The sequence below is a fragment of the Natrinema caseinilyticum genome, from assembly GCF_024227435.1.
In the GTDB taxonomy this organism is placed as follows: Archaea; Halobacteriota; Halobacteria; order Halobacteriales; family Natrialbaceae; genus Natrinema; species Natrinema caseinilyticum.
In genome coordinates, this window is record NZ_CP100445.1 from 2,944,730 (window position 1) to 2,969,071 (window position 24,342).

General features: G+C 66.2%; 23 protein-coding genes. 12 read left to right on the forward strand and 11 right to left on the reverse strand.

Annotated elements, in window-relative coordinates; all coding sequences use genetic code 11:
- Positions 1–122 precede the first annotated feature (122 nt).
- Positions 123–1,277: a ribose 1,5-bisphosphate isomerase gene (locus NJT13_RS14380; RefSeq protein ID WP_254522329.1), complete on the reverse strand. Its 1,155-nt coding sequence runs from the start codon at positions 1,275–1,277 to the stop codon at positions 123–125.
- Between the two features lie 215 nt (positions 1,278–1,492).
- The gene (locus NJT13_RS14385; RefSeq protein ID WP_254522330.1) at positions 1,493–1,882 is read right to left on the reverse strand and encodes a hypothetical protein; all 390 of its coding nucleotides are present in this window, start codon (positions 1,880–1,882) and stop codon (positions 1,493–1,495) included.
- A gap of 180 nt (positions 1,883–2,062) precedes the next feature.
- Here NJT13_RS14385 and deoC point away from each other — a divergent pair, with 180 nt between their 5' ends.
- Both deoC and NJT13_RS14395 read left to right on the forward strand, forming a co-directional pair.
- Positions 2,063–2,698 (forward strand): deoxyribose-phosphate aldolase, encoded by a 636-nt coding sequence (deoC, locus tag NJT13_RS14390; protein WP_254522331.1) that lies wholly within the window; start codon positions 2,063–2,065, stop codon positions 2,696–2,698.
- A 53-nt stretch (positions 2,699–2,751) separates the two neighbouring features.
- Positions 2,752–4,230 carry an HPP family protein gene (locus tag NJT13_RS14395; RefSeq protein WP_254522332.1) on the forward strand — a complete coding sequence of 493 codons (1,479 nt, stop codon included), beginning with the start codon at positions 2,752–2,754 and terminating at the stop codon, positions 4,228–4,230.
- 29 nt (positions 4,231–4,259) lie between these two features.
- Here the strand turns inward: NJT13_RS14395 and NJT13_RS14400 are convergent, their stop codons facing one another.
- Complete coding sequence (locus NJT13_RS14400; RefSeq protein ID WP_254522333.1) at positions 4,260–5,444, reverse strand: NAD-binding protein; 1,185 nt, start codon at positions 5,442–5,444, stop codon at positions 4,260–4,262.
- A gap of 115 nt (positions 5,445–5,559) precedes the next feature.
- Positions 5,560–5,772, reverse strand: coding sequence for a universal stress protein (locus tag NJT13_RS14405; protein WP_425499762.1), 213 nt, complete (start codon positions 5,770–5,772; stop codon positions 5,560–5,562).
- A 155-nt stretch (positions 5,773–5,927) separates the two neighbouring features.
- On the opposite strand from NJT13_RS14405, the gene NJT13_RS14410 reads away from it, so the two are divergent.
- The 3 genes from NJT13_RS14410 to NJT13_RS14420 all read left to right on the forward strand — a co-directional run bounded on the left by NJT13_RS14410 (position 5,928) and on the right by NJT13_RS14420 (position 8,968).
- Positions 5,928–7,181 (forward strand): DUF8167 domain-containing protein, encoded by a 1,254-nt coding sequence (locus tag NJT13_RS14410; protein ID WP_254522334.1) that lies wholly within the window; start codon positions 5,928–5,930, stop codon positions 7,179–7,181.
- Positions 7,182–7,323: 142 nt separating this feature from the next.
- Positions 7,324–8,652, forward strand: a complete 1,329-nt coding sequence (locus NJT13_RS14415; RefSeq protein WP_254522335.1) for a TrkA C-terminal domain-containing protein — start codon at positions 7,324–7,326, stop codon at positions 8,650–8,652.
- 31 nt (positions 8,653–8,683) lie between these two features.
- Positions 8,684–8,968, forward strand: a complete 285-nt coding sequence (locus NJT13_RS14420) for a ubiquitin-like small modifier protein 1 (RefSeq protein ID WP_254522336.1) — start codon at positions 8,684–8,686, stop codon at positions 8,966–8,968.
- A gap of 46 nt (positions 8,969–9,014) precedes the next feature.
- Here NJT13_RS14420 and NJT13_RS14425 read toward each other — a convergent pair whose 3' ends face one another.
- Together NJT13_RS14425 and gatD are read right to left on the reverse strand one after the other, a co-directional pair.
- The gene (locus tag NJT13_RS14425) at positions 9,015–9,983 is read right to left on the reverse strand and encodes a GNAT family N-acetyltransferase (RefSeq protein WP_254522337.1); all 969 of its coding nucleotides are present in this window, start codon (positions 9,981–9,983) and stop codon (positions 9,015–9,017) included.
- A gap of 91 nt (positions 9,984–10,074) precedes the next feature.
- Complete coding sequence (gene gatD / locus NJT13_RS14430) at positions 10,075–11,343, reverse strand: Glu-tRNA(Gln) amidotransferase subunit GatD (protein WP_254522338.1); 1,269 nt, start codon at positions 11,341–11,343, stop codon at positions 10,075–10,077.
- Positions 11,344–11,520: 177 nt separating this feature from the next.
- Between gatD and mfnA the strand changes: the two genes are divergently transcribed.
- Positions 11,521–12,606 carry a tyrosine decarboxylase MfnA gene (mfnA, locus tag NJT13_RS14435; protein WP_254522339.1) on the forward strand — a complete coding sequence of 362 codons (1,086 nt, stop codon included), beginning with the start codon at positions 11,521–11,523 and terminating at the stop codon, positions 12,604–12,606.
- A gap of 205 nt (positions 12,607–12,811) precedes the next feature.
- Here the strand turns inward: mfnA and NJT13_RS14440 are convergent, their stop codons facing one another.
- A complete protein-coding gene (locus NJT13_RS14440) occupies positions 12,812–13,975 on the reverse strand; it encodes a PAS domain-containing protein (protein ID WP_254522340.1) in 1,164 nt (387 codons plus the stop codon).
- 178 nt (positions 13,976–14,153) lie between these two features.
- On the opposite strand from NJT13_RS14440, the gene metG reads away from it, so the two are divergent.
- A complete protein-coding gene (gene metG, locus NJT13_RS14445) occupies positions 14,154–16,271 on the forward strand; it encodes a methionine--tRNA ligase (protein ID WP_254522341.1) in 2,118 nt (705 codons plus the stop codon).
- A 96-nt stretch (positions 16,272–16,367) separates the two neighbouring features.
- On the opposite strand, the gene NJT13_RS14450 is transcribed toward metG, so the two are convergent.
- Positions 16,368–16,655, reverse strand: a complete 288-nt coding sequence (locus tag NJT13_RS14450; RefSeq protein ID WP_254522342.1) for a GYD domain-containing protein — start codon at positions 16,653–16,655, stop codon at positions 16,368–16,370.
- A gap of 231 nt (positions 16,656–16,886) precedes the next feature.
- On the opposite strand from NJT13_RS14450, the gene pyk reads away from it, so the two are divergent.
- The 5 genes from pyk (at position 16,887) to NJT13_RS14475 (ending at position 22,247) form a co-directional block, all read left to right on the forward strand.
- Positions 16,887–18,671: a pyruvate kinase gene (gene pyk, locus NJT13_RS14455; protein ID WP_254522343.1), complete on the forward strand. Its 1,785-nt coding sequence runs from the start codon at positions 16,887–16,889 to the stop codon at positions 18,669–18,671.
- Positions 18,672–18,823: 152 nt separating this feature from the next.
- Entirely contained in the window at positions 18,824–19,231 is a 408-nt protein-coding gene (locus NJT13_RS14460) for a DUF7312 domain-containing protein (RefSeq protein ID WP_254522344.1), read from the forward strand.
- A gap of 278 nt (positions 19,232–19,509) precedes the next feature.
- Positions 19,510–20,121, forward strand: coding sequence for an NfeD family protein (locus tag NJT13_RS14465; RefSeq protein WP_254522345.1), 612 nt, complete (start codon positions 19,510–19,512; stop codon positions 20,119–20,121).
- Positions 20,122–20,202: 81 nt separating this feature from the next.
- Positions 20,203–21,369: an SPFH domain-containing protein gene (locus NJT13_RS14470; protein WP_254522346.1), complete on the forward strand. Its 1,167-nt coding sequence runs from the start codon at positions 20,203–20,205 to the stop codon at positions 21,367–21,369.
- 260 nt (positions 21,370–21,629) lie between these two features.
- Complete coding sequence (locus NJT13_RS14475; protein ID WP_254522347.1) at positions 21,630–22,247, forward strand: winged helix-turn-helix transcriptional regulator; 618 nt, start codon at positions 21,630–21,632, stop codon at positions 22,245–22,247.
- Positions 22,248–22,370: 123 nt separating this feature from the next.
- Here NJT13_RS14475 and NJT13_RS14480 read toward each other — a convergent pair whose 3' ends face one another.
- The 3 genes from NJT13_RS14480 to yjjX form a co-directional block, all read right to left on the reverse strand.
- Positions 22,371–23,030 carry an HAD family hydrolase gene (locus NJT13_RS14480; protein WP_254522348.1) on the reverse strand — a complete coding sequence of 220 codons (660 nt, stop codon included), beginning with the start codon at positions 23,028–23,030 and terminating at the stop codon, positions 22,371–22,373.
- 120 nt (positions 23,031–23,150) lie between these two features.
- The gene (locus NJT13_RS14485; RefSeq protein ID WP_254522349.1) at positions 23,151–23,384 is read right to left on the reverse strand and encodes a DUF7123 family protein; all 234 of its coding nucleotides are present in this window, start codon (positions 23,382–23,384) and stop codon (positions 23,151–23,153) included.
- Between the two features lie 242 nt (positions 23,385–23,626).
- Positions 23,627–24,151, reverse strand: a complete 525-nt coding sequence (gene yjjX, locus NJT13_RS14490; RefSeq protein ID WP_254522350.1) for an inosine/xanthosine triphosphatase — start codon at positions 24,149–24,151, stop codon at positions 23,627–23,629.
- Positions 24,152–24,342: the final 191 nt, after the last annotated feature.

Here is a 24,342-nt window from a genome sequence, read left to right on the forward strand (position 1 = left end):
TAACACTTTCCGATTACCGAAGTAATCAGACACGAGACACGTCATCCGACGAAATTTCACGACTCGGTGCGGACGGCGTCCGGTGATACCGCGGGTCGTTCCGGTTTCGTATCCCGTTTTCGTCAGATTTCCCACGGTTCGCCCGTCGTCTCGCCGAACAACTCCCGCATGAGTGTCACAATGCTCTCCGGTGGGAACTGACCGTGTTCGGTAACGATCGCGTCGACGTATCGCGGCGGGGTGACGTCGAAGGCGGGGTTCTCGACCATCAGATCGGCATCGGTCTCGAAGTCGGCATCAGTCTCGAAGTCGGCATCGGTCTCGAGGTCGGACTCGATCTGTGCGTCCGTCTCGAGCGGCTGGTCGTCGACGTCGGCGTTCACGGCGGGTTCCGATCGATCGCCTTCCTCACCGACCGCTTCCGTAGTGGCGCGTCCCGTATCGTTCCCCGCCTCGACCCCGACGCTGCCCGTGATCGCGGCCCGCTCGGCGTCCGAGAGGACCTCCGTTTCGTCGCGCATCTCTATTTCGACGCTGTGACCCGTCATCGTGTCGGGGTGGAGTTTGATCGTCTGGGCCGCGACCATCACGGGAACGCCCCGTTCGCGAGCGTTGACCGCCAGCCCGCTCGTTCCGATCTTGTTGATCACGCTGCCGTCCGCCGCGATGCTGTCGGCGCCGACGAGTACGTGATCCGCGTCGTCCAGGTATCGGCGGGCCGCGTTGTCGACGATCAGCGTCACCGGCACGTCCCACGCTCGTAACTGACGCGCCGTGATGTGGCCCTGCTTTCGAGGTCTGGTCTCCTTGACGATCGCCTCGAGAGATTTTCCGTCCTCGAGTGCCGCCTCGATACACGCGAGGGCGTCCGTCGAGTGACAGTGGGTCAGGACGGTGTCGCCGTCTCGCAGTCGGTTCGCGCCGACCTCGCCGAGCGTATCCTGGGCCTGCGCTAAGTCGCGCTGGAACGCCTCGGCGCGGGCGATCGTCGACGCCCGGAGTTCCGCGACGGTCTCGCCGTCCATCCCTCGAAGCACGTATCGGAGGGCGTTCGGCAGGCTGACCGCGGTCGGACGCGTTTCGTAGAGCGTTCGGGCGGCGGCTCGAAGTTGTCTCCGAAACGCGTCCGGACCGTCGGCCACGGCGTGTTCGGCCTGGACGGCCAGCGCCGCGGCGGCCGCGTCCGCGATCGACGCAGCGCCGCGAATCCGCATGGCGGCGATGTCGTCGGCGGTGGATTCGACGACCGGGACGACGCCCGATTCGGCATCGGCCATGTCACCGCGTTCCACGCCGCGGCTGAAAAGCGTGCTGTCGGCTGTGACTGGAAAGGTAACCGCCTCGGGGCACGCCCCGTGGCATCCGCCTCGACAACCTGTGAACCCGTCGCGGCCGTCCGGTAACCCGCCACGGAGTCTGACGGCCGATAGGTTCCGTCGGAACCCTTCTCGGACGTTGAGCCGCCATCCTCGGCGAACGTACGGACCGTTTCTCACTCCGGACGAGACGCTCGGTACGCCGCGATCGTTTCCGTGAGCAGGTACCGACCGACGATGAGGACGACGATCGGGATCCCGATCGTCGCGAGCGGAACGGTTCCGATCGTTCGGTCACCGGCGTACGTCACGAGGGCACCCCCACCGAGCACTACGGCGAGCATCCGAACGTAGCGCCATCGTGCGTCGGCTGGAACCGCGCCGTCGTCTCCCGGGAGCGCGAGATAGAGGTGACCCCCGCCGAAGATCAGTCCGAAATGCACCACGGTGACCGCGATCGAAGCCGGTCCCGCTCCCCCTCCCACATCGAAGGAGGCGGCGACGACCCAGACGGCTATCGCGAGGCCAACTGCACCGACGTGTGCAGCCGTCTCTCGAGAAACCATAGCGGATATCGTAATAGAAACAACATTACTGTTGCGGAAATTACATCCGGCGGAGACCGGTCACTCGGCTCGTGTCGAGCGACCGAACCGAGAGGCGAACTCTCGGTGGGAATTTCTACGGGGTGGCGGTCCACTGGACGATCGGGCGGCTTTTTCTCGGCTCGGTGAGTCGACGCGCGTATGAACCGCAGCGAACTCGCCCCGCTGATCGACCACACCGTGCTCGGGCCCGAGACGACGCCCGCCGACGTCCGGGACGGCCTCGATGCGGCCCGACGGCACGGGATGAACGCCTGTATTCCGCCGTACGCGGTCGAGGAGGCGGCCGCGTACGCCCCCGACGTCACGCTCGCGACCGTCGTCGGCTTTCCGCACGGGCAGAACACCCGCGAGACGAAGCGCCGCGAGGGCGTGACCGCCTGGCAGGCCGGCGCCGACGAACTCGACGTCGTGATCAACGTCGGTCGCCTGCGGGCGGGCGAGGACGACGCCGTCAGGGCCGAACTCGAGGAACTGGTCGCGGCGGTGCCGATTCCGGTGAAGGCGATCCTCGAGACGGCACTGCTTTCGGACGCGGAGAAACGTCGTGCCTGCGAAGCCGCCGCGGCCGCCGGCGCGGCGATGGTCAAAACGTCGACGGGATTCGAAGCGAGCGGCGCGAGGACCGACGACGTCGCGCTCATGAGCGAGTACCTCCCGGTCAAGGCCAGCGGCGGCATCGGCAGCTACGACGAGGCCGCGGCCATGCTCGAGGCCGGTGCCGAACGGATCGGCGCGTCGAGCGGCGTGGCGATCCTCGAGGGTGCGCCCGAGTAGCCCCAGCAACGACAAACGTTTTGGTCGATCCAGATCCTATATTACCAAGATCAATGCTCGAGGGAGTGCGAGCGCGGATACACGCGCTCGCGAGACGACTTCGGCGGCTCGAGCGACGGGAACTGGACGCGTTCCTGCGCTGGGTCGAGCACACGGGCAACCTCCTGCATCTCTCGGTACTGGTATTCGTCCCGCTTTTGATCGCGATGGTGACGTGGCTCGCGAACGTGACCGCGGTCGTCTCGTTCCTGCTGTTTCCGCCGCTGGCCGCCGGGACGTACACCCTCTTTTCCGATCCCGAAGGCAAGTACGCGACGCCGTGGAAGTTCGTCGGCGGCATGACCGTCGGCGCCTGCTGTGGCTGGCTCGCCCTCGCGCTGACGACCGCGATCGGGCTGAACGGCGGCGGAATCAGCGCGTCCGGGGCCGCACTCAGCGTGCTTTTCACCGGCGCCTGTACGTGGGCGCTGGATCTGGAGGAACCGGGGGCGTTTTCGACCGCGCTGCTCATCCTCGTCACCGGGAACGCGCAGTTCGCGTACGTCCTCGGGATCGTCGTCTCGAGTTCGTTCGTCGCGGTCTCGTTCGTCGTCTGGCGGGCCCGCTTCTACGAGCAGCGCGCCAGGTACCTCTACGGGACGACCGGCGGGGACGATCACGTCCTCGTTCCGATGGAAGACGGCGACGAGACGGTCGCCCGCTTCGCCGCGTCGATCGCGAGCGCACACGATGCCGGAAAGGTCGTCCTCTTCGACGTCGTCGACGAGTCGGCGACCACACGAGGTGCCGACGACCGGGCGGCGGATGCCGGAGGCGATCGATCCACCGCGGGCCTCGGGTCCGGGTCGAGCGCCGAGGGCGACGGTGGGGCCACGGCGACCGCCGCGGAACGCGCGGCTGGCGACGTCGGGAACAGCCTCGAGTCCCTCGCGGCCGACCTCGAAGCCGCCTACGGTATCCCGTGCGAGGTCGTCGTCGCGGCGGACGGCGGCTTCTCGGCCGGAATCGTCCTCGAGACGGCGCGCCGACAGAACTGCGACCTCATCGTCACGCCGTACGCCGAGGACGATCGCGGCGCCCTCTCGTCGTTTATCAGGGGGCTGTTCGACAGCGAAATCGACGTGATCGCCTTTCGCTCGAACGGGGGTCGCCGGCGGTGGCAACACAGTCTCGTGGCCGCGCGGGGTGCCGGCGACACCGCGCGTGCGATGTTGGACTTCGCGATCCGGGTGACGGAGACCGGCCGGACGATCAGCGTCCTCACCTGTATCGACACCGAATCACAACGTCGCACGGCCGAGAGCACGCTGGCGGATCTCGTCGACGCGTTCTCGGGGCGCTTCGAAACCCACGTCGCCAACGCGACGGTCCAGTCCTATCTCTCGCGTGTCGCACCCCGGTACGACGTGCTCTTCGTCGGCTCGAGTACCGACCGGTCGGCCGCCTCGCGGTTCGTCTCGCCGCCGACGTTCAGAAAACTTCGCGACCTCGAGTCGGACGTCGCGATCGTCCACCGCGGTCGCCACCGCTAGACCGCGGTCGGCGGCGAGACGAACCGCGGTCACTCGCTCTCGAGAATCCGATCGACCAGCGCGGTCTCGTCGCTGCCCAGCGCCGATTGAACGAGCAGGTGTCCGCCGAGTTGGGCGGGACTGATCACCGCGTCCGCGCCGGCCCGCTCGAGTTTCTCGATGTTCTCACGGTCGGTCGCGGCGGCGACGATACGGGTGTTCGCTGCGAGTTGGTGCGCCGTGAGGATGGTCAGCGCGTCTTCGGCGTCGTGATTCGTCGCGACGAGGATCGCGGCCGCGCGATCGATTTTCGCGCGATGGAGCGGCTCTTCGTCGCTTGGATCGCCGGTGACGACAGCGATGCCCCGGTCGGCGAGCATCGTCGCGGCCTCGCGGTCGGTGGTGACGACGACGTACTCCCGGGCGCTTTCCGCGAGTTCGTCGACGATCGGTTCCGTCAGTTCGCCGTAGCCGAGCACGAGGATGTGCTCGTCGAGCAGCTGGAGTTGTGAATCTGTCATTTTTCCGAGTGTCTTCGAGATGCGGTCCTGGATTAGCGGGCCGACGAGCGCCCCGATGGCGATACCGAAGCTGGCGACCCCGAGGATGAGCACGGACATCGTAAACAGCATCCCCTCGACCGATTCCGGGTTCGGGGTCACGTCGCCGTAGCCGACCGTACTCGAGGTGATCAGCGTGAAGTAAAACGCGTCGAGGATGGTGTCGATGCCGTCGAAGTGGTCTCTGAGTGTGTACCCGCCGATGGTGCCGTAGAGTTGGACCCCGACGAGCGCCGCCCCGGCCGCGATCTGCGTCGTGGTGAGCGAGAGCGGTTTGTCGAACCGGTCGTACGTCAGCAACAGGAGCGGGATCGAAACGATCGAGAGGACGACCAGCGGAAACGAGTACGGACTCGACTGGAGGAGTCCCTGCGCCGCGGTCAACGGAAGCAACACCAGCGTCGCCCACCACCCGGCACGGAGTCCGCGTCGGAGCGCGAGTGCGCTGCCGACCATCGTAAATCCGGTGAGCGCCCCGGTGAAGGCGGCGGCGCTCTGAATCGCTTCGGGAACGTACCCGTGGAGCGGACCGGGGTTCGGATTCCAGATGTTCAAAACCGCGGTGGCGACCGACAGCAGCGCGACCAGCAGGACGAGGACGACGGTCGCGCGCGTCGTGAGGACTCGCTGCCAGTTCTCGGGTAGTCGTTCGCGCAGCGACCGATCGCCGACCATACACACCGCTGAGCGACGGTGTTAGTTAAACGTCATCGTCTTCGTCCGCCGACGGGCACCCACCGCCTGCCGATCGGCGGCCGAACGGTCAGCGAACGACGGTTTGCGAACGTGGTTAGCGAACGACGGTTACGGGTACTGGCGAGTGCTCGAATACCTTGTCCGCGACGTTGCCGACGAACAGGCGATCGATCACGTCGCCGCCGTGACTGCCCATCACGACGGCGCCGTAGTCGCCAGCACGACGGACGATCGCTCGCGTCGGCCGGTATCTGAAACCCGCCGTCGGAAAATACGTCTCCGACGCCCGCCGTCCCGACGGCCGCATTCGGTCGCTCCCGACAGGGTCGCTCGTATTCGACCACCGGACCGGTGGTCGATCCCGATAACTCGCGTTCGGTCGCGTCGGCCGATCCCCCGCACCCGGTGGTCCCCGACCGGGGCGGCGGTGAACCTTTACCGATGCCGCGCGACCGGCCCATCATGCAATCGCTTCCGGTCGAAGTACTGCTCGGCATCTATCTTGGGCTCTTGACCGGTATCGTCCCCGCGTTCGTCGCCGGCTCGTTGGGCTTTCTCGTCCGATACTTCACCGGCGTTACGCTGCCGGGATTCGGTGTCGTCGTCCTCGCGCTCTCGATCGCCAGCGTCCAGGGCGGCTTGCTCGGCCTCGTCGAGCCCACCATCGCCCAGTCGCCGCGGCTGCTGGTTGCCGTGCTGGTCGTCCTCATGCTCGCGCTCTACGCTCACAACCAGGGCGACAGACTCGGGGCCGAACTCCCCCGCAGACTCTCGCTTACCTCTCTCAGACAGCGAACGCTCTCTGCCGACGTGGTCGAACTCGTCGGCTCGGTCGGCCAGGTGACGGTCAGACCCGCCGGCGAAATCCGTGACATTGAGGGGTATCCACCGCTGTCGCCCGACCTCCGACAGACCATCAAGGCGGGTTCGTGGCGACTGCCCGCCGATCTCCCGATCTCGGAACTCGAGTCCCGGCTCGAGGAACGGCTGCGAACCGATCACGATCTCGCTGACGTCGACATCGCCATCAGCGAGCGGGCGCGAGCCACGATCGCCGCGGCGCCGCCGTCCGGAACGCTCTCGCGGCGCGTATCGGCGGGTGAGCGTGCCGTCTCGTTCGCGACGGTGATTCCGACGGGGCTGGCTCCCGGCGACGAGGTGACGGTCGGGTCAGGCGACCGTTCGATACCGGGAACGGTACTGAGCGTCCGGACGGCGGTCGACGACGAGCACGATTCGGCCGCGGTTCCTGTCGACGTCGCAACCGACGGCGGCGAAGACGTCGAGCCCGTCGTCCCGTCGTCGAGACCGACCGTCGGGACCGCTGGCGGACCCGGCCGCGTCACGCTCGCGGTCGCGAGACGGAACGTGAAATCGATCCTCGAGGCCACCTCACCGCGGCTCGTCGTGCGCTCGCGCGGGACCAGCCGGGAGTTCGAGGCGTTCGCGCTCGTCAAACGTGACGGGAACGCCATCCGTCGGCTCACCGTCGGTCCGACGGGAGCGAAAGCCGACGCCACCGAACTCGACGGGTCCGTCTCGTCGGCGGACGTGACGGTCCTCGCGGTGCGACGGCAGGGCAGCGAAACCGACGGCCGACGTCACGGCTGGGTGTTCGGGCCCGGCATCGAGCGCCGCCTCGAGGCGGGCGACGAGGCGTTCGTCGCTGGACCGGCGGAGGCCACCGAAGCGTTCGTGGAGGCGCTCGCCCGATGAACCGATCCAGCACCGATCGCTGTCCGGTGGTCCGTCCCTTCTCCGGTGCGGTACCGACGGTCCGCCCCATCTCCGGCGCGGTACCGACGGTCCGATCTGTCACCGCGGCTCGCGGTCGGCCGGGCCTCGGAGGTGCTGTCCCGTGGTAGCCCTCCCGGTCGCCCAGATAATTTCCACCGAGACGCTGCTCCAGGCGCTCGTTCGGATTGTCGGGTTCGCCCTGCTCGCGGGTGGAACGGGAGCCGCCGCGGCGTTTGCGTACCGCTGGTACAGCGCGGACGAAATCCCGGAAGGGATCGCGGTGTTGGCCGGCGTCACGATCGTCGCGCTCTGGCTGAACACGCAGACCGCACTGCAGCGTGCAATAATCGGCGATACCGGGCTTCTCGAGCCCGGAACCGCGGTCTACACCGTCGCCACGTTCGTCGTCAGTGCGATCGCCGCCGACGCCGGTCGTCGGCTGGGCGATTTCGCGGCCCGCGACGTGTTCGCGGTCGCCTCCCCGCGGACGATCACCGAGGTCACGCAACTCGTTCGCGCGGCCGGCCGCGTCGTCACCGTCGAGATTCCCGACGAAATCGGCGACGTCGACGGCTACGATCCGGTCGACGAATCGGTGAAGGCCGAACTCGAGGGCGAGACGTTTCTCTTTCCCCGCAGGCTCACCGGCGAGGAACTCCGCGAGCGGTTTCTCGCTCGCCTCGAGCGCGATCACGGGATCGGCCACGTCGACGTCGACCTCGCGGCCGACGGGACAATCGACTACCTCGCGGTGGGGAGCCGGCCGGCGGGGATCGGCCCGACGCTCGCGCCGGGGACCGTCGCCGTCGCGCTGGATGCCGATCCCGCGGCCGACGCCAGCCCTGGCGATGCGGTCCGCATCTGGCTGCGCGACGGGGACGCGACGCGACGGGTCGCCGGCGGGGAACTCCGCGCGACCACCGGCGACGTCGCGACCGTCGCGCTGGACGCCGACGCCGCGAGCGACCTCGAGCCGGGCCGCGACTACCGACTCGTGACCCTGCCGGGCAGTCCCGATGCCGAACGGGATCTCGTCTCCGTGCTCCGGGCGGCCGACGAGACGGTGACGACCGTCCCCGTCGAGCCTGACGATCCGCTCGCGGGGATGACGGTCGACTCGCTGCCCGTCCTGGTGCTCGCACTCGAGCGCGCAGCCGACGAGGGCGACGGTCGCGACGAGTCACTCGCGTTTCCGGCCAGCGACGTTCGACTCGCGGTCGGGGACGTGGCCTACGTCCTCGGTCGCCCGGACGCGCTCCGTCGGGTGACCGACCGAACGGTCGCCGAGACGGTAGGCAGGAGTCACGGGCGGACCGAGGGCGGGGACGGGAACGGCGACCGCTGCGATCGGAGTCGGACGGCGCCCGACGAGCGTCGAACCCCGGATCGGGAGGCCGAGCACCGACCTGGAGGTCGCACAGCCGACGGATCGCGCCCACGGGAGCGGTAGCTACTTGCCGTCGGCAGCGATAGCGCCAGGTATGCCCACGGAGTGGAAATTGTTCGCCGATCTCGCCGAACGTGCCGGTGACAGACAGGTGACCGTCGACGCCTCGGCCGGAGACACGGTCGGGGACGCACTCGAGCAGTTGCTCGATGACGCACCCGCCCTCGCGGATCGCGTCCTCGACGACGACGGCGAACTGCGATCGCAGATCAACGTGCTTCGCGACGGAACCAACGTCCTGGTCGAAGCGGAGGGGCTGGAAACGGAACTCGACGGAGACGACGAACTGGCGCTGTTCCCACCGGTCAGCGGCGGGTGACCCGTGACGCGGGGACCGTCGGTCTCGGGCTTCTCGAGCGGTCGGGTCACCCCCACCGGTTCCGACCCGAGCGCACGCTCGTCAGGTCGACTCCCAGCACGAAATCCGGTTCCTCCGAGAGGTCGGCGCCGGTCGCGGCGGCGTCGGTGACGCACCGAGCCGTTTCCGGGACCGCGACGCGGGTCGCATCGGCCCCGATGGCGGCCGCATCTCGAGCGATCGCGGCGAACAGGGAGCGGGCGGCGTCGACGTCCGTCCACGCGCCGAGTCCGTACTCGGCCCACGTCTCCGTCCCCGCGGGCTCGTCGCCGCCGTCGGCAGTCCGTTCGACGGTCCGGGTTCTGTAGGCGGCGCCCGCGAGCCCGTCGTCGCTCTCGACCGCGAACACGGCCGTCTGATCGGCCAATCGGTCGAAATCGCGTCGCGTGAGTTCCCGGACGGCCCACGATTCCTCGGGTGCGAGCCCCAGTCCGTCGAGGTGATCGCGCGCGCCGCTGTGGGTCCAGTACCGCCAGGCCGCCGTCGGATCGCTCGAGACGCGACGCGAATCCGGTCCGTCGGCGTCCGGGTCGGGTTTCGGGTGGGCGAACCTGAACTCGGTGATCGGGACGTAGCCGCTCGCCCGCGCCGCGCCGAGCGAGACCGTGTTCCACGAGAAAACCATGACCCGGCCGACGGTCGCACCCTGTTCGCGCCCCCACTCGAACGTCGCGTCGTTCAGCCGACGGCTCACTCCCTGCCGACGGTAGTCCGCGGCGACCCGCATCCCCTGGAACCACGCCTCGTCCGGCGAGAGCATCACGCCCTGGACGATGCCCGCGACCTCGCCGTCGACCTCCGCGAGGAAGGTCTTCTTCCCCGTCTCGTCGGGGTCTTCGAGCCACTCGTGGTAGATTCGCGGAATGTAGTCGCCGCCCCGGTCCGACCAGATGTCGCTCGTGAAGGCGGTGACGGCCTCGTAATCGTCGTGCGTCGCGCGGCGAATTTCGATGGAGGGGTCGGCGTCAGGTAACATCGTCCGTGGTACAGTCCCCTCTCACGGTGCCGTACGGTGAAAGCCCTTCGTCGAATCGACGGCGGCGCTCGCAGGTGTGCGTCGTTCGTGTCTACTCCCAGGGGACCGACCGCGCCTGAATCTCGCCGGCCAGCGACGTCCCCATCGCCTCCTCGACGTCGTCCGAATTCGCGAGCGCCCACATCAGCTTGACCTTTGCCGTCCCGGGCAGCGTATCGCCGCCCTCGAGTACGCCCGCCTCGAGCAGGTCCCGCCCGGTGTCGTAGACCCTGTCGCAGACTCGGCCCTCGAGACACTGGCTGGTCATGACGACCGTCGTGCCGTCGTCGACGAGGTCCTCGATCCGCGGAATGAGATCGGTGTGAACGTGGCCGAGACCGGTACCCTCGACGATCAACCCTTCGGAGCCAGAGACGACGTCGAGGAAGGCGGGATCCATGCCGGGCGTGAATTTCAGGAGTTCGACGCCGTCCTCGAGCGCCGGTTCGATCGCGAGATCGACCGCGCCGCGCTCCTGGTACTCCCGTCGGAAGCTGACGGTCTCGGTCTCGTAGTCGACGCGGCCCAGCGGCGCCGCCCCGACCGTCTCGAACGCGTCCCGACGCGAGGTGTGGTTCTTCCGCACGCGGGTCCCGCGGTGGAGCGCGCAGACGTCGTCGCTCTCGGAGGCGTGCATACAGACCAGCACCTCCGCACAGTCGCTCTTGGCCGCTTCGACGGCCGACACGGCGTTCATCACGTTGTCCGACGAGGGTCGGTCCGCCGAGCGCTGGGACCCGGTGAAGACGATCGGGACCGGCGTCTCGAGCATGAACGCGAGCGCGGCGGCCGAGTACTGCATCGTGTCGGTGCCGTGCATGACGACCACGCCGTCGGCGCCGGCTTCGATCTCCTCGTGGACGGCCCGGGCGAGATCCTTCCACAGGGGCGGCTCCATGTTCTCCGAGAGGATGTTGGCGACGACGCGGCCGCGGTAATTCGCGCGGCCCGCGAGGTCCGGGACGGCGCGCAGGACGTCCTCGGCGTCGAACTGCGCCGTCACCGCGCCGGTACGGTAGTCGACCGTCGAGGCGATCGTGCCGCCGGTCGACAGCAGCGAGATCGTCGGGAGGTCGTCGTCGAACTCGATTTTCGAACTGACGCCGTCGGTCTCGGCCTCGTCGGGGCCCGTCGCATCCGTCCCGTCGATTTCGTAGACGTCCTCCGCGAGGACGGACACGTCGGCGTCGTCCCGATCGATACCGACGTTGTAGCCCCCCTCGAGTTTCACGACGAGGTGCTCGTCCGTACTCGAGGGGAGTAACACGCCTTCGTACGTGCGATCCGCGCGGTCGACGCGGACGCGGTCGCCTGGATTCATGGAGGTGCGTTGCGCGCCGGCGGACTTGAAGGCACGCTTTCCGCGGAGCGGACCGCGCCGTGTCGTCGCGGGTCGGGTTGGCGACGGACCGTCGCAGCGGCTACTTCCGAAGACGACCGCCGTTGAGATACGTCCGCAAACGCAACAAATAAACCGACGACGGGTCACGTACGTGATATGCAAATCGAGCCGCAAGCGTTCGACCGGGTTCTTTCGTCCATGTGCACGGACCCGCACCCGGCGGCGCGCGACGCGGCCGAGCAGTTTCTCGCGACGAACCCCGGCGATCCCGGCACCTACCCGAACGTCGCGGCGCTCGAAGACGACGCCATCGCCCTTCTGGGGGAGATCGCGGGGCTGGACGATCCGGCGGGCTACATCACCAGCGGCGGGACCGAGGCGAACATCCAGGCCGTCCGGATCGCCCGCGAGCGAGCCGACACCCGCTCGCCGAACGTCGTCATGCCCGAATCGGGCCACTTCAGTTTCCGGAAGGCCGCCGACTTGCTCGGCGTCGAACTCCGCGTCGTTCCGACCGACGATCGACACCGCGTCGATCTCGAGGCCGTTCGCGCGAGCGTCGACGACGACACGGCGCTGGTAATCGGGGTCGCGGGGACGACGGAGTACGGCCGGGTCGATCCGATCCCCGAACTTGGCGAGATCGCTCACGCCGCCGGCGCGATGCTCCACGTCGACGCCGCCTGGGGCGGGTTCGTCCTCCCCTTTACCGACCACGAGTGGCACTTCGGTCACGCCGCGGTCGACACGATGGCGATCGATCCGCACAAGATGGGACAGGCTGCAGTCCCCGCGGGCGGACTGCTCGTCCGTTCCCCGGCCCTGCTCGACGAACTCGCCGTCGATACGCCCTATCTCGAGTCGACCTCCCAGGCCACGCTGACCGGAACCCGTTCGGGTGCGGGCGTCGCGAGCGCAGTCGCCGCGATGGAGGCGCTGTGGCCGGAGGGATACCGCAGTCAGTACGTCCGGTCACAGAACAACGCGACGTGGTTGGCGGACGCCCTCGAGAAACGAGGCTATCGGGTCGTCGATCCGGTGCTCCCGCTCGTCGCGGCCGACGTCCCTCGGTCGACGTTCGACGCGCTCCGAGGGGCCGGGTGGCGAATCTCTCGGACCGCCACCGGCGAACTCCGGATCGTCTGTATGCCCCACGTCTCCCGCGAAATGCTGGCTTCGTTCATCGGGGATCTCGACCGGCTCGAGGTGCGCGCGAGCGTTCCCGTCGCGAGCGACGATTAAGCCGGTCACGGGATGCCGGGTCCCTGTTGTGGCCGGTCACGTGTGCCGTCGCCGCACCGCATTCGATCGCAGCCACCGCTGACCGTCCGCTGACACCCCGACCAGTTCGCGGTACCCCTCCGTAGTGGGCCTTCCCGGTGACTCCTACAGCGGAAGACGACTCCTACAGCGAAAAGAGCAGGAGCGATCCGGACTCCGCCGTCGGCTACTCGCGAGCCGTAATATCCTCTTGAAACCCGGCGAAATGGGTGAGCGTTCCGTCGTCGTCGAAAAGCGGGACGACCGTGAGCCGGTTTACGAACGGGTCGCCGTTCTTCCGGTAATTCTGTACGTCCACGGTGACTCGCTCGCCGGCATCGATAGCGCGTCGGATCTCCGCGACGGATTCCGTCCGCGTGGCTTCTCCCTGGAGGAAGCGACAGTTGCGACCGAGGATTTCCTCGCGCGGATACCCGGTCAGTTCGACGCATCCTTCGTTCGCGTAGATGATCGGATTGTCGTCCCGGCTCGGATCGCTGATCGTGATTCCGATGGGGGCCACGTCCATCGCGTCTTCCTTTATCGAGAGCTCTTCTCTCACCACCTCCGCTTCCTCCGCCCTCGAGATGGTGCAGATCGTCACGTCTTCGGACGTCGACGAAACCGTGTGCTCGACACGGATCTGCTCCCCACCTTTTCGGACGAAGTAGTTCGTTCCGCTCCACTTGTCTTCTCTCGACGTTGGAATGATCTCCTCGTAGGCCCTGTCGAGTTCGTCTTTGGGGTACAATAGCTCGAAGTGTTTGCCGAGTAACTCGCTGCGGTCGTACCCGACGATTTCAGTGTACGATTCGTTCGCATAGATGAATTCCAACTTCTCATTGAGCAGGCTGATACCGTCGTGTGCGGTCTCGATGGCACGGAATCCGCGTTCGAGTTGTTGTTCGGCTCGGTGACGGGCGACGGCCTGTTCGATTCGATTGGCCAGGACCGTGTACTGGTCCGTTCCGACTTCTTTTTGGAGGTATTCGGTGACGCCGGCCGAGATGGCGTCGCTCGCGATTTCTTCGCTTCCTTTCCCGGTGAAGAGGACGAACGGAAGGTCCGGCTGCGTTTCCCTGACGTTCTCCAGTACGTCCAATCCGTTCATCCCCGGCATATCGTAATCGCAGACGATACAATCGACGTCGATCTCCTCGATTCGCTCTACCCCGTCGTGAGGGTCGGTTTCCGTAACGATCTCGAAATACTCGCGCTCCCGTTCGAGGTACGTCGAGACCAGATCGGCAAGCGACGCGTCGTCTTCGATGTGGAGAATCGTAACGTCGCCTCCCGCATCTGTGATGAGCGCTTGCTCGTCGAAACTCGTTCGAACGCGATCGGTACTCATATTCTCCCGAATTGATTCTTCCGTCGTATAAATATTATCGCCGCACTGACGGACCGGTGACGGGGAACTGGGGCAGTTCGCTCGCGACGACAGGTGGTCGACTTCGACTCGACACCGGTGGTCGATTCCCGCGATCGAAACCGGCGGGTTTTACGCCCGCCGGCCCTTCGTGACGACCATGAGCCACGACGAGTTTCCGACGGACGAACCCGCCGTCGTGACCTGTGGGTTGCCGTACGCGAACGGCGACCTGCACATCGGTCACCTGCGGGGCTACATCGGCGCAGACGCGTTCAATCGCGCGCTCGAGACGCTGGGTCAGGACTCCATCTACGTCTGCGGATCGGACATGCACGGGACGCCGGTCGCGGTCAACGCAGAGCAGGAAGGGGTCGATCCGGAGGACTTCGCGCTCGAGTGGCACCACCAGTACGAGGAGACGTTCCCGCAGTTCAACGTCGATTTCGACAACTACGGACACACCCACGACGAGACAAACACCGAACAGACCCAGGAGATCGTCCGAACCCTGGACGAGCAGGGCTACATCTACGAGAAGGAAATTCAGGTCGCGTACGACCCCGACGCCGACCAGTATCTGCCCGATCGATACGTCGAGGGGACCTGTCCCTACTGCGGCGCGAAAGCCCGCGGCGACGAGTGCGACGAGGGGTGTCAGCGCCACCTGGAACCGGGCGAAGTCGAGAATCCGACGAGCACGATCACGGGCAATCCCGCGGAGTACCGCGACCGGCCGCACAAGTTCTTCGAGGTCTCCGAGTTCGCCGACTTCCTCACCGAGTTCCTCGACGATCTCGAGGGGACGTCCAACGCGCGCAATCAGCCCAGGCAGTGGATCGAGGAGGGGCTACAGGATTGGTGTATCACCCGTGACATGGACTGGGGGATCGATTACCCCACCGCCGAGGGCGACGAGGAAAGCGACCTCGTCCTCTACGTCTGGGTCGACGCGCCGATCGAGTACATCTCGAGTTCGAAGCAGTACTCAGAGCGCGTCGGCGCGGACGAGTACGACTGGGAACAGGTCTGGAAGGGTGAGGGCGAGATCGTACACATCATCGGGCGGGACATCATCCAGCACCACACGATCTTCTGGCCGGCGATGCTCGAGGGTGCGGGGTACAACACGCCGCGCGGGATCGCCGCGACCGGCTTCATCACGATCAACGGCAAGGGACTCTCGACGAGCCGAAATCGTGCGATCTGGGCGAAGGAGTACCTCGAGGAAGGGTTCCACCCGGACCTGCTCCGGTACTACCTGACGACCACGGGCGGCCTCCAGCAGGACGTCGACTTCTCGTGGGAGGCCTTCCAGGAGAAGGTCAACGGCGAACTCGTCGGCACGGTCGGCAACTTCTGGTACCGCTCGCTGCTCTTCGCCTACCGGAATTACGAGGGGACGCCGGACGCGGCGGTATCCGAGGACGTCCGAGAGCGCATCGAGGGCGCGATCGGCGAGGTTCGCGAGAGCGTCAACGACTACTCCATGCGAGGGGTAGGGCAGGCCGCGACCAGGCTCGCACAGTTCGGTAACGAGTACATCCAGCGCAACGAGCCGTGGAAGCTCACTGACGACGAGCCCGAGACGGCCGCGCAGGTCATCCGGGACTGCGTCCAGATCGCCAAGGCGGTCGGCGTCCTCATCGAGCCGATCGCCCCCGGCAAAGCGCAGGCGCTGTGGGCCCAACTCGGTGAAGAAGGCGATATCGCGGACGCCCGCCTCGAGGACGCGCTCGAAGCCCCGCCACGGACGTTCGACGAACCGGGCGAACTCTTCGAGCAGATCGAGGACGACCGGGTCGCGGAACTGACCGAGAACCTCGAGGACAGGATCGCGGCGGCCGCGGCCGGCGGCGACGAGTCGGACGAGGCCGACGCGGAAACCGAAAGCGACGACACCGACGCGAGCGAATCCGCGGGTATGACGGAGACTGACGATCTCGAGGCGTTGACCGAGGAGCGAATCGGGTTCGACGACTTCCAGGAACTGGACATTCGCGTCGGCCGGATCGAGACGGCGGAGGGTATCGAGGGCGCGGACGACCTCGCGCGACTCGAGGTCGACATCGGTTTCGAGACCCGACAGGTCGTCGCGGGGATCAAGCAACTCCACGACTTAGACGAGTTGCCGGGGACGAAGTGCGTCCTGCTCGCGAACATGGAACCCGCCGAACTGTTCGGCGTGGAGTCGAACGGCATGATCCTCGCGGCCGGCGAGCAGGCGGATCTGTTGACCACGCACGGGGACGCGGACCTCGGCGAGAAGATCAGGTAGGCCGTCCGCCCGACCGCGGTCTGACCGAGCGGGCCAGTACTGGACGTCGGCTTTTTCGTCCGCATTCGCCCGCTCGCGACCGGCGGACCGAGGCGATCAGATTTCGTCGACCAGGTCCGCGAAGCTGTCCGTGTCGACGATCTCCATGGTCTTTCCCTCGAGCCCGTGGCGATGAAGCGTCAGCGCGGATTTGAACGCGGCTTCGCGGTCGGCGGCCTCGAAGATGACGAGAAAGTCGTATTCGCCGAGGGCGGCGTACGAATGCCGGAGTTCCGAGCCGTGTTCTTCGAACTCCGTTTTGATCTCGCCCCAGATCGAGGTCAGTTCCTGGGCGTTCTGGACGGTGCGGTCCTCGATGTCGATGAGCGTCGCGTAGGTGGGCATATCTGATGCGATGGTCGAACCGCGGAAAACGGTTGTCGTGGCAGTGGACGGGAGGGGGCTGGTGGACGGGAGGGGTCCGGTGGACGCTGGGGGTGAGTGGCGGCGGACGACGACGGGAGTGACGACCGACGAACACCGACCGGTGTGACGGCTGTGGGCCGATTACGGTAAAAAGTACTCGAGATCGAGTAAGTCCCCATCTTTTAGGCGGTGCTCGCGCTACTCACCGCTATGAGAAACGCGAAGATCGTCTGTACGCTGGGACCAGCGTCGAACGACAGGGAGACGATCCGAGACCTCGCCGCGGCCGGGATGTCCGTCGCACGACTGAACGCGAGCCACGGGTCTCGCGACGAGCGGGCAGCCCTGATCGATCGCATCCGCGCGGTCGACGAGGAACGAACGGAGTCGGTCGCGGTCATGCTCGACATGCAAGGCCCGGAGATTCGGACCGCCCCGCTCCCCGACGGCGAGACGGTGACCCTGGAGACGGGCTCCGTGATTCGGTTCGTCGAGGGCGACGAGGTGACGGGGGACACGATCGGGCTCTCGCTGCCGATCGACGCCGTCGAGCCGGGCGATCGCATCTTGCTCGACGACGGACTGATCGAGACGACCGTCCTCGAGCGCGCGGAGTCGGGAGCGACCGATTCCGACGCGGTTCGGGTACGTGTCGACACCGGCGGCGAGTTGGGCGGCCGAAAGGGGGTCAACGTGCCCGGCGTCGGCCTGGATCTCGACGTGGTCACCGAATCGGATCGCAAGGACCTCGAGATGGCCGCCGAGAAGGGCGTCGACTTCGTCGCGGCGAGTTTCGTCCGCGACGGCGACGACGTCTACGAGGTCAGCGAGGTGCTCGAGGATGCGGGTGCGGACGTCCCCGTCATCGCGAAAATCGAACGCGCGGGTGCGGTCGAGAACTTAGACGAGATCATCGACGCCGCCTACGGTGTGATGGTCGCACGGGGGGACCTCGGCGTGGAGTGTCCGATGGAAGACGTCCCGATGATTCAAAAGCGGATCATCCGCAACTGTCGCGACGCGGGCCGGCCGGTCATCACGGCGACGGAAATGCTCGATTCGATGGTCCACGCGCGTCGGCCGACACGCGCGGAGGCGTCGGACGTCGCCAACGCGGTTCTCGACGGCACCGACGCGGTCATGCTCTCGGCCGAAACTGCCGTCGGCGACCACCCCGTCGCCGTCGTCGACGCGATGGATCGCATCGTCAAGCAGGTCGAACGCTCCGGGGAGTACGCGGAGATGCTCGAGCAGCGCGTCCCCGCCTCCGGCGAGGCGCGGACGGATGCGCTGGCCCGCTCCGCGCGGTTTCTGGCGCGGGACATCGGTGCGGACGCGGTCGTCGCGGCGACCGAATCCGGCTACACCGCGCTGAAGACGGCGAAGTATCGCCCCGGCGTGCCGGTCGTCGCCTCGACGTCGAGCCAACCTGTGCGTCGCCAGCTCGCGCTGACGTGGGGGGTGACGCCGCTTTACGCTCCGGTCTCGGGGCAAAGCGCCGACGCCGTCGTGGAGGAAGCCGTCCAGGCCGCGCTGGACGCCGGCGTCGCCGCGAGCGGCGATACCGTCGTCGTCCTCTGTGGCATGATGACCGAACTCGAGGGGGCGAACACGACGAACATGCTGAAAGTCCACGTCGCTGCCGAGACGTTGACGACCGGACGGGTCGTCGTGGAGGGGCGCGTAACCGGTCCGCTGGTGCGGAGTTCGGACGGCGACCTCTCGAGCGTTCCCGAGGGTGCGATCCTCGCACTTTCGGACGAGTTCGACGAGGAGTTCGCGGGCGATACCGGCCGACTCGCCGGCATCGTAAACGCCGAGCGGGGAATGACCGGGTACCCGGCGCTGGTCGCTCGCGAACTGGATCTCCCGATGATCAGCGACGCGGAGCTCGCGGAATTCGAGGGGATCGCGGACGGTGACATCGTTACCCTCGACGCGGAACGCGGCGTCGTCTACGGTGGCGACCTCGGGGATCGAACCGAACGGACCTGATCGGAACGAATTGCGGGGTCGTAGCGCGCCGGCCGGTACGCACCGTTAGTCGTCGTTTGCACTGTTAGTCGTCGTTTGCACGGCCGTTATCGTTCGAGCCGGCGTCGTCCGCAGACCGCGGCTTTTTGGCGACGGGACCAGTACGATCGGGTATGGCAGACGACCCGTCCGGAGCCGGTGGCGAACCCGACGACCGACGGCGCGACGCGTGGGGGGCGGACCCGGACCGCGGATCGACGGCGGACTCCGAGTCGGCCGACGCTCCCGGAGGCGAGGGCACCTGGAACGGGAACGTCCGTCCCGATCGAACGGACGCGAACGACCGCGGTGACACCGAAACGGCGGACGGCACGCGGGACGGTCTCCCGCTCGATCTCTCCGGTTCGAGCGACGATGGCACGGGCGCAGATCCCTCCCTCGAGGACGAATACACGCCGGAGGCGAACTCGACGCCGATCGAACCCGGCGACCCGGACCTCGAGAACGCTCTGTTCGTCCTCCTGGGCGCGATTGCGATGGTACTCGTCCTCCTTCGGCTGATAACCATCCCGCTCGGCTGAGCGACGAGTGCGCTCGCGTGGCTGCAGTGGCGTCCGGTGCCCGACTCGTTCGCTTCGAGTCGATCTTCCTCGACTTCGATCCGAAATCGGTCCAGTCGCCCCGAAGACCTCCGATCCGACCCGATGATCGCCCCGAAAGCCTCCGAGTGGACTCGATCGAACCCGTCCGTATTCGTTCACGTCGTCCGACCTCGAAGCCGCCGCTCGTCGCGTTCGGCCGATAAAATCAGTCCTGGTACCCAGTAAACATTTAATCGGGGCGGGACCTAACCCCGCATATGGTCGAATCCCTCGTGGGGAACGTGCCGCTGCTGCTTTTAGTCGCGGGACTCGTGTTGATGGTCCTCGAGGCCCTCTCTCCCGGTGCCCATCTCATCGTCATCGGGATCGCGCTGGTCGGTGCCGGGCTCGTCGGCGTGCTCTTTCCACCCGCGGCGAGTCCGATCATTCTGGCCGGACTGACGCTCGTGATCGGACTCGCCGCCGCCTACGTCTACCGGGAGTTCGACTTCTACGGCGGGAAAGGGACCGCACAGACGACGGACTCCGATTCGCTGGCGGGGACGACAGGGTACGTTACCGAGGCCGTCACGAACCGAAGCGGCGAGGTCAAACTCGAGCAAGGGGGCTTCGCTCCCTATTACAGCGCGCGGACGACGAACGGGACGATCGAGGAAGGCGAGGAGATCATCGTTCTCGATCCGGGCGGCGGTAACGTTCTCACTGTCGAATCGCTCGATTCGATCGGCGAGGACGAGATCGACCGCGCGCTCGCACGTGAGCGGGCGGCGTCCGAGTCACGCGAACGGGAGGCCGCGGACGGCGGCGACGAACTCGACGACGCGGGGTCCGAAGCCGACCCCGAACCCGAAACGGAGAAATCGAGTTGAGAAAATTGGTACATGCGAACAACTGCCATATGTTGACGAAATAAGGGAACGCTTTTCTCCCCCCCGCCGTAACCCCGAAATATGGTCGCACAATTGTTCCCCCTACAGACCACCGGCGCCGCCGTGCTACTCGTCGGTGTGCTCGTTCTGGTCGTCGTTATCGCCGCGCTCCTCAGCGCGATCGAGATCGTCGCCGCCTACGAGAAACGCGCCCTGACCGTCTTCGGCGAGTACCGCAAACTCCTCGAACCGGGTATCAACTTCGTCCCGCCGTTCGTCTCGAACACGTACGCGTTCGACATGCGAACCCAGACGCTCGACGTCCCCCGGCAGGAAGCCATCACCCGAGACAACTCGCCCGTCACGGCGGACGCGGTCGTCTACATCAAGGTGATGGACGCCAAGAAGGCGTTCCTCCAGGTCGACGACTACAAGCGAGCCGTCTCGAACCTCGCCCAGACCACCCTTCGCGCCGTGTTGGGTGACATGGAACTCGACGATACGCTGAACAAACGCCAGGAGATCAACGCCCGCATCCGCACCGAACTCGACGAACCCACCGACGAGTGGGGCATCCGCGTCGAGTCAGTCGAGGTCCGCGAGGTCAACCCCTCGAAGGACGTCCAGCGGGCGATGGAACAACAGACCTCCGCCGAGCGAAAGCGTCGTGCCATGATCCTCGAGGCCCAGGGTGAACGCCGAAGCGCCGTCGAAAAGGCCGAAGGTGACAAGCAGAGCGAAATCATCCGCGCCCAGGGTGAAAAGCAGAGCCAGATCCTCGAAGCACAGGGTGACGCGATTTCGACCGTGCTTCGCGCACGATCCGCGGAATCGATGGGCGAACGCGCGGTCATCGACAAGGGAATGGAAACGCTCGCAGACATCGGCCAGGGCGAGTCGACGACGTTCGTCCTGCCCCAGGAACTCTCCTCGCTGGTCGGCCGCTACGGCAAGCACCTCTCGGGCAGCGACGTCAAGCAGAACGGCGCGGAACTCGAGAGCCGCGAGTTCGACGAGGAGACCCGCGAACTGATCGGACTGGACGACATCGCCGAGATCATCGGCGAAATCGACCAGGAAGCGGATATGGACGTCGAGGCGATGGAACAGGAGGCCCAGGCTATCAAGGAAGGAAAGGACACGGCGGAGATCTCGGACCCCGACGAGGTCATCGAGGAGATGGATCAGGACTTCCAGAGCCAGGCCGACGGTGGCACCGAGGTGCCGGCCGACGACCCGGAGGAATAATCGTCGACTGACCGAGGCGGATCCCACGCTCGGGCACTGCACTCGTCCCCTCCGTTTCGGCTTCGCTCCTCGACCGACGCTTCCTTCCGAGACCGGCGAACGACCGCTCGAGGGACCGCTCCGTCTCGAGTTCGGTCGCCGGGTAAGCGACTGCTACCGATCACCGATCGAAACGGTCCGATCGCCAACTGGTCGTCTTCGGAGAACAAAGCGGAGCGAAACCTGTTTTACGGGTCGCCTCGAAGGGACCGTAGGCAGCCATGACATCACCCGACGGGGTCGACGACGAGAAACGGGCGACCCTGCGCCGATTCGCAGCCCTCGGTGCTGCTTCTCCGCTGGTCGGACTCTCGGAGTCAGCGGCGGCCGAGACGGGTGAAAGCGACGCGCGCGACGCCATCGCCGGATACCTTTCTACGACACCGGGCGCGCACTTCTCGAAGATACGGGACGACCTCCAGCTCGGGACCGGTGAAACCCAACACCACCTTCGGCGACTCGAGGAGGTCGGCGCGATCGAGCGCTATCGCGACGGCGATTACAAACGGTTCGTTACCGCCGGCAGATTCGACGGATTCGAAAAGCGGGCGCTCGGCTACCTCCGGCGGGAGACGCCACGTGGGATGTTGATCGAACTCCTGTTGAATCCGGAGGCGACGGCCGGCGACCTCGCGACGGCGCTCGACGTCTCGCCGCCGACGGTCAGCAAGTACGCCGGCGAACTCGAGGAAGCCGGATTGCTCTCGCGGGACGACGGATACGCGGTCGAACGGCCGGAGACCGTCCTGGTCCTCGTCGTCCGCCACGCGGATTCGTTCGGAACGCGAGCGCGGACGCTCGCGCGGACGGCGGATCAATTCCTGACGTACGACGTCTGACGGGACGGCCTCCGGTGCCGGGAAGACGGAGAACGGGGGACGGGGGCGGGGTGACGCTGACGCAGTCACACGGTGATCTCCCGATACGGTCGTCCGGGGCGTAAGAACAGATTACCCGCCGAGTCAGACGGGTTCGACGACGTCCAGTAACTCCCGGAGCGATTCGATCTCGTAGGTGGCGTGTGCGGGGCTGTCGCGCTCGCGGTTGTGCGGTCGCCGAACGAATGCGGTCTCGAGACCGGCCGTACGCCCGGCCGTGACGTCTTTCGGTGAATCGCCCACGTAGATCCCGTCGGACACGCCGAGGTCGGCGAGTGCATCGTCGAGATAGTAGGGATCGGGCTTGCGCCGCTCGTAGCCCGCGACGGTCGGGTCTCGGCCGCGCACGACGTCGAAGTTGAACCCGAAGTGGTCGGCGACGAACACGGCTGTTTCGTGGCGGTTGTTGGTGACGAGACCGGTCGTCGTTCGATCGGTCAGGTCGTCGATCGCGTCGATATCTTCGTACGTCACCCGCTCTCCGGACCGTATCCGGTCGTGGGTTCGCCTCGAGGCGTGGGTCTCCTTCGCTTTCCAGAACCGGGCGAGGTCGATCTCGAGGTCGTCGCAGTGATCTCTGATCCGGTCGTGGTCGTGACGTCTGAAATCGCGGCGCTGGGACGGGGTCGGATCGGCCTCCAGTTCGGCGAGGGCTGCGTCAGCGGCGTCGGCGTACACTTGCGGGTCGGTCCGCGGCCCCTCGAGGATCACCCCGTCCATGTCGAAGAGGACTGCCGGCGTCATGTATCGATGACGTCGGGACTCGAGAGACAAGGATGTTCGGCGTCTGCGACGGTCGCCACTACGGTGCAACGGTGAGCAAACGGCGGAGAGAAAAGCGTTCGACTCCGGTACCGGCTCCAGTTAAAGGTCGACTTTCCAGGTCGTACTCGAGGAGTACCCCCATTTTTCGATCTCGACGTCGTACTCGCTGTTCTGGAGTGCGGTGATGTTCGAGCCGACCTCTTTTGCCGTCATACCGAGTTCCTGGCCGATAAGACGGGATTTGAAGTACGTTTTCGTCGCCGCGTTCTCCCGGAGGTACTCCAGAATCTGCTGTTGTTTGCTCGTGAGGTCGGGTGCCATTGCAGTGCTCATACACCGTGGAATGGCAGGAATACCCTTAGGGGGTTTGGTACGCGCAGTTAACCCGCTCACGTCTGGCGATTTTCGGGGCAAGTAATCGAGGAATAATCGGGTTGAAAGCTTTCGTTGGTACGGCCGGTTAAACAATCTCCAGGAGAGACTGTCGGTTGTTCGTGATCGTTTCCGACCCCCCGGGTTGCGATTGCGGCCGCCAGAGCGGGGCACCGACCCTGTGCGGCCGGTTCGGGACCCGGTCAGCTCTCGTCGTCGTAATAGGTCGTTAGGAAGGGGCCAAACGAACACGCAACTGCTTCGCCGAGCGCTTGCGTTCGGTCCGTCAATCCCGCCGTCAGTACACCCGCCGCCCCCTCTGCCTCGGCGACGTGTTCGGTTCCGAGGATCTCGTCCACCACCGGGCCCAGTTCCGCGCCCTCCGTGACGCGCTCGGCGATGCGGTCGGGAAGCCGAAGCGTCGGCCCGCCGCCTCGCTCCGTTCTGACGCCGTCCGTTACGGCACCCCACATGATCAACGAGAGCCCCGGCGTCGCCTCGAGCCGAGCGATCCCGCCTTCGAGGCCGACTCCGTAATCGGCGTCGGTCGCTGCGAGCGCTCGGCGTGCACGATTCTCGGCTCCCCTGACCGTTTCGTCGACCGTCCGCGGTTGCTCGCCGACGCCGGAGTCCACGTCGACGGCGGTAACCGTCGGGTCGTACCGCTCGAGCGTTCGTTCGACGGCGTCTATCTTGACCGGATTCGTACTGCCGACTGCGACCTCCATACCGGCCGTTCGTGGGGACCGAAGTTGGCAGCTGCGTTTCGGAACTACCGATCGACGTTAATGTTACTATCTATCATGCTCCTTCGGTCGAATTATCCACTTTCGAGGGGTTTCGGGACAAGATTCCGAAACCATTAAACCTCGAGTGTCTGAACGTGAGAGGTAACGAATCCGTCCGGGCTTTTACGATT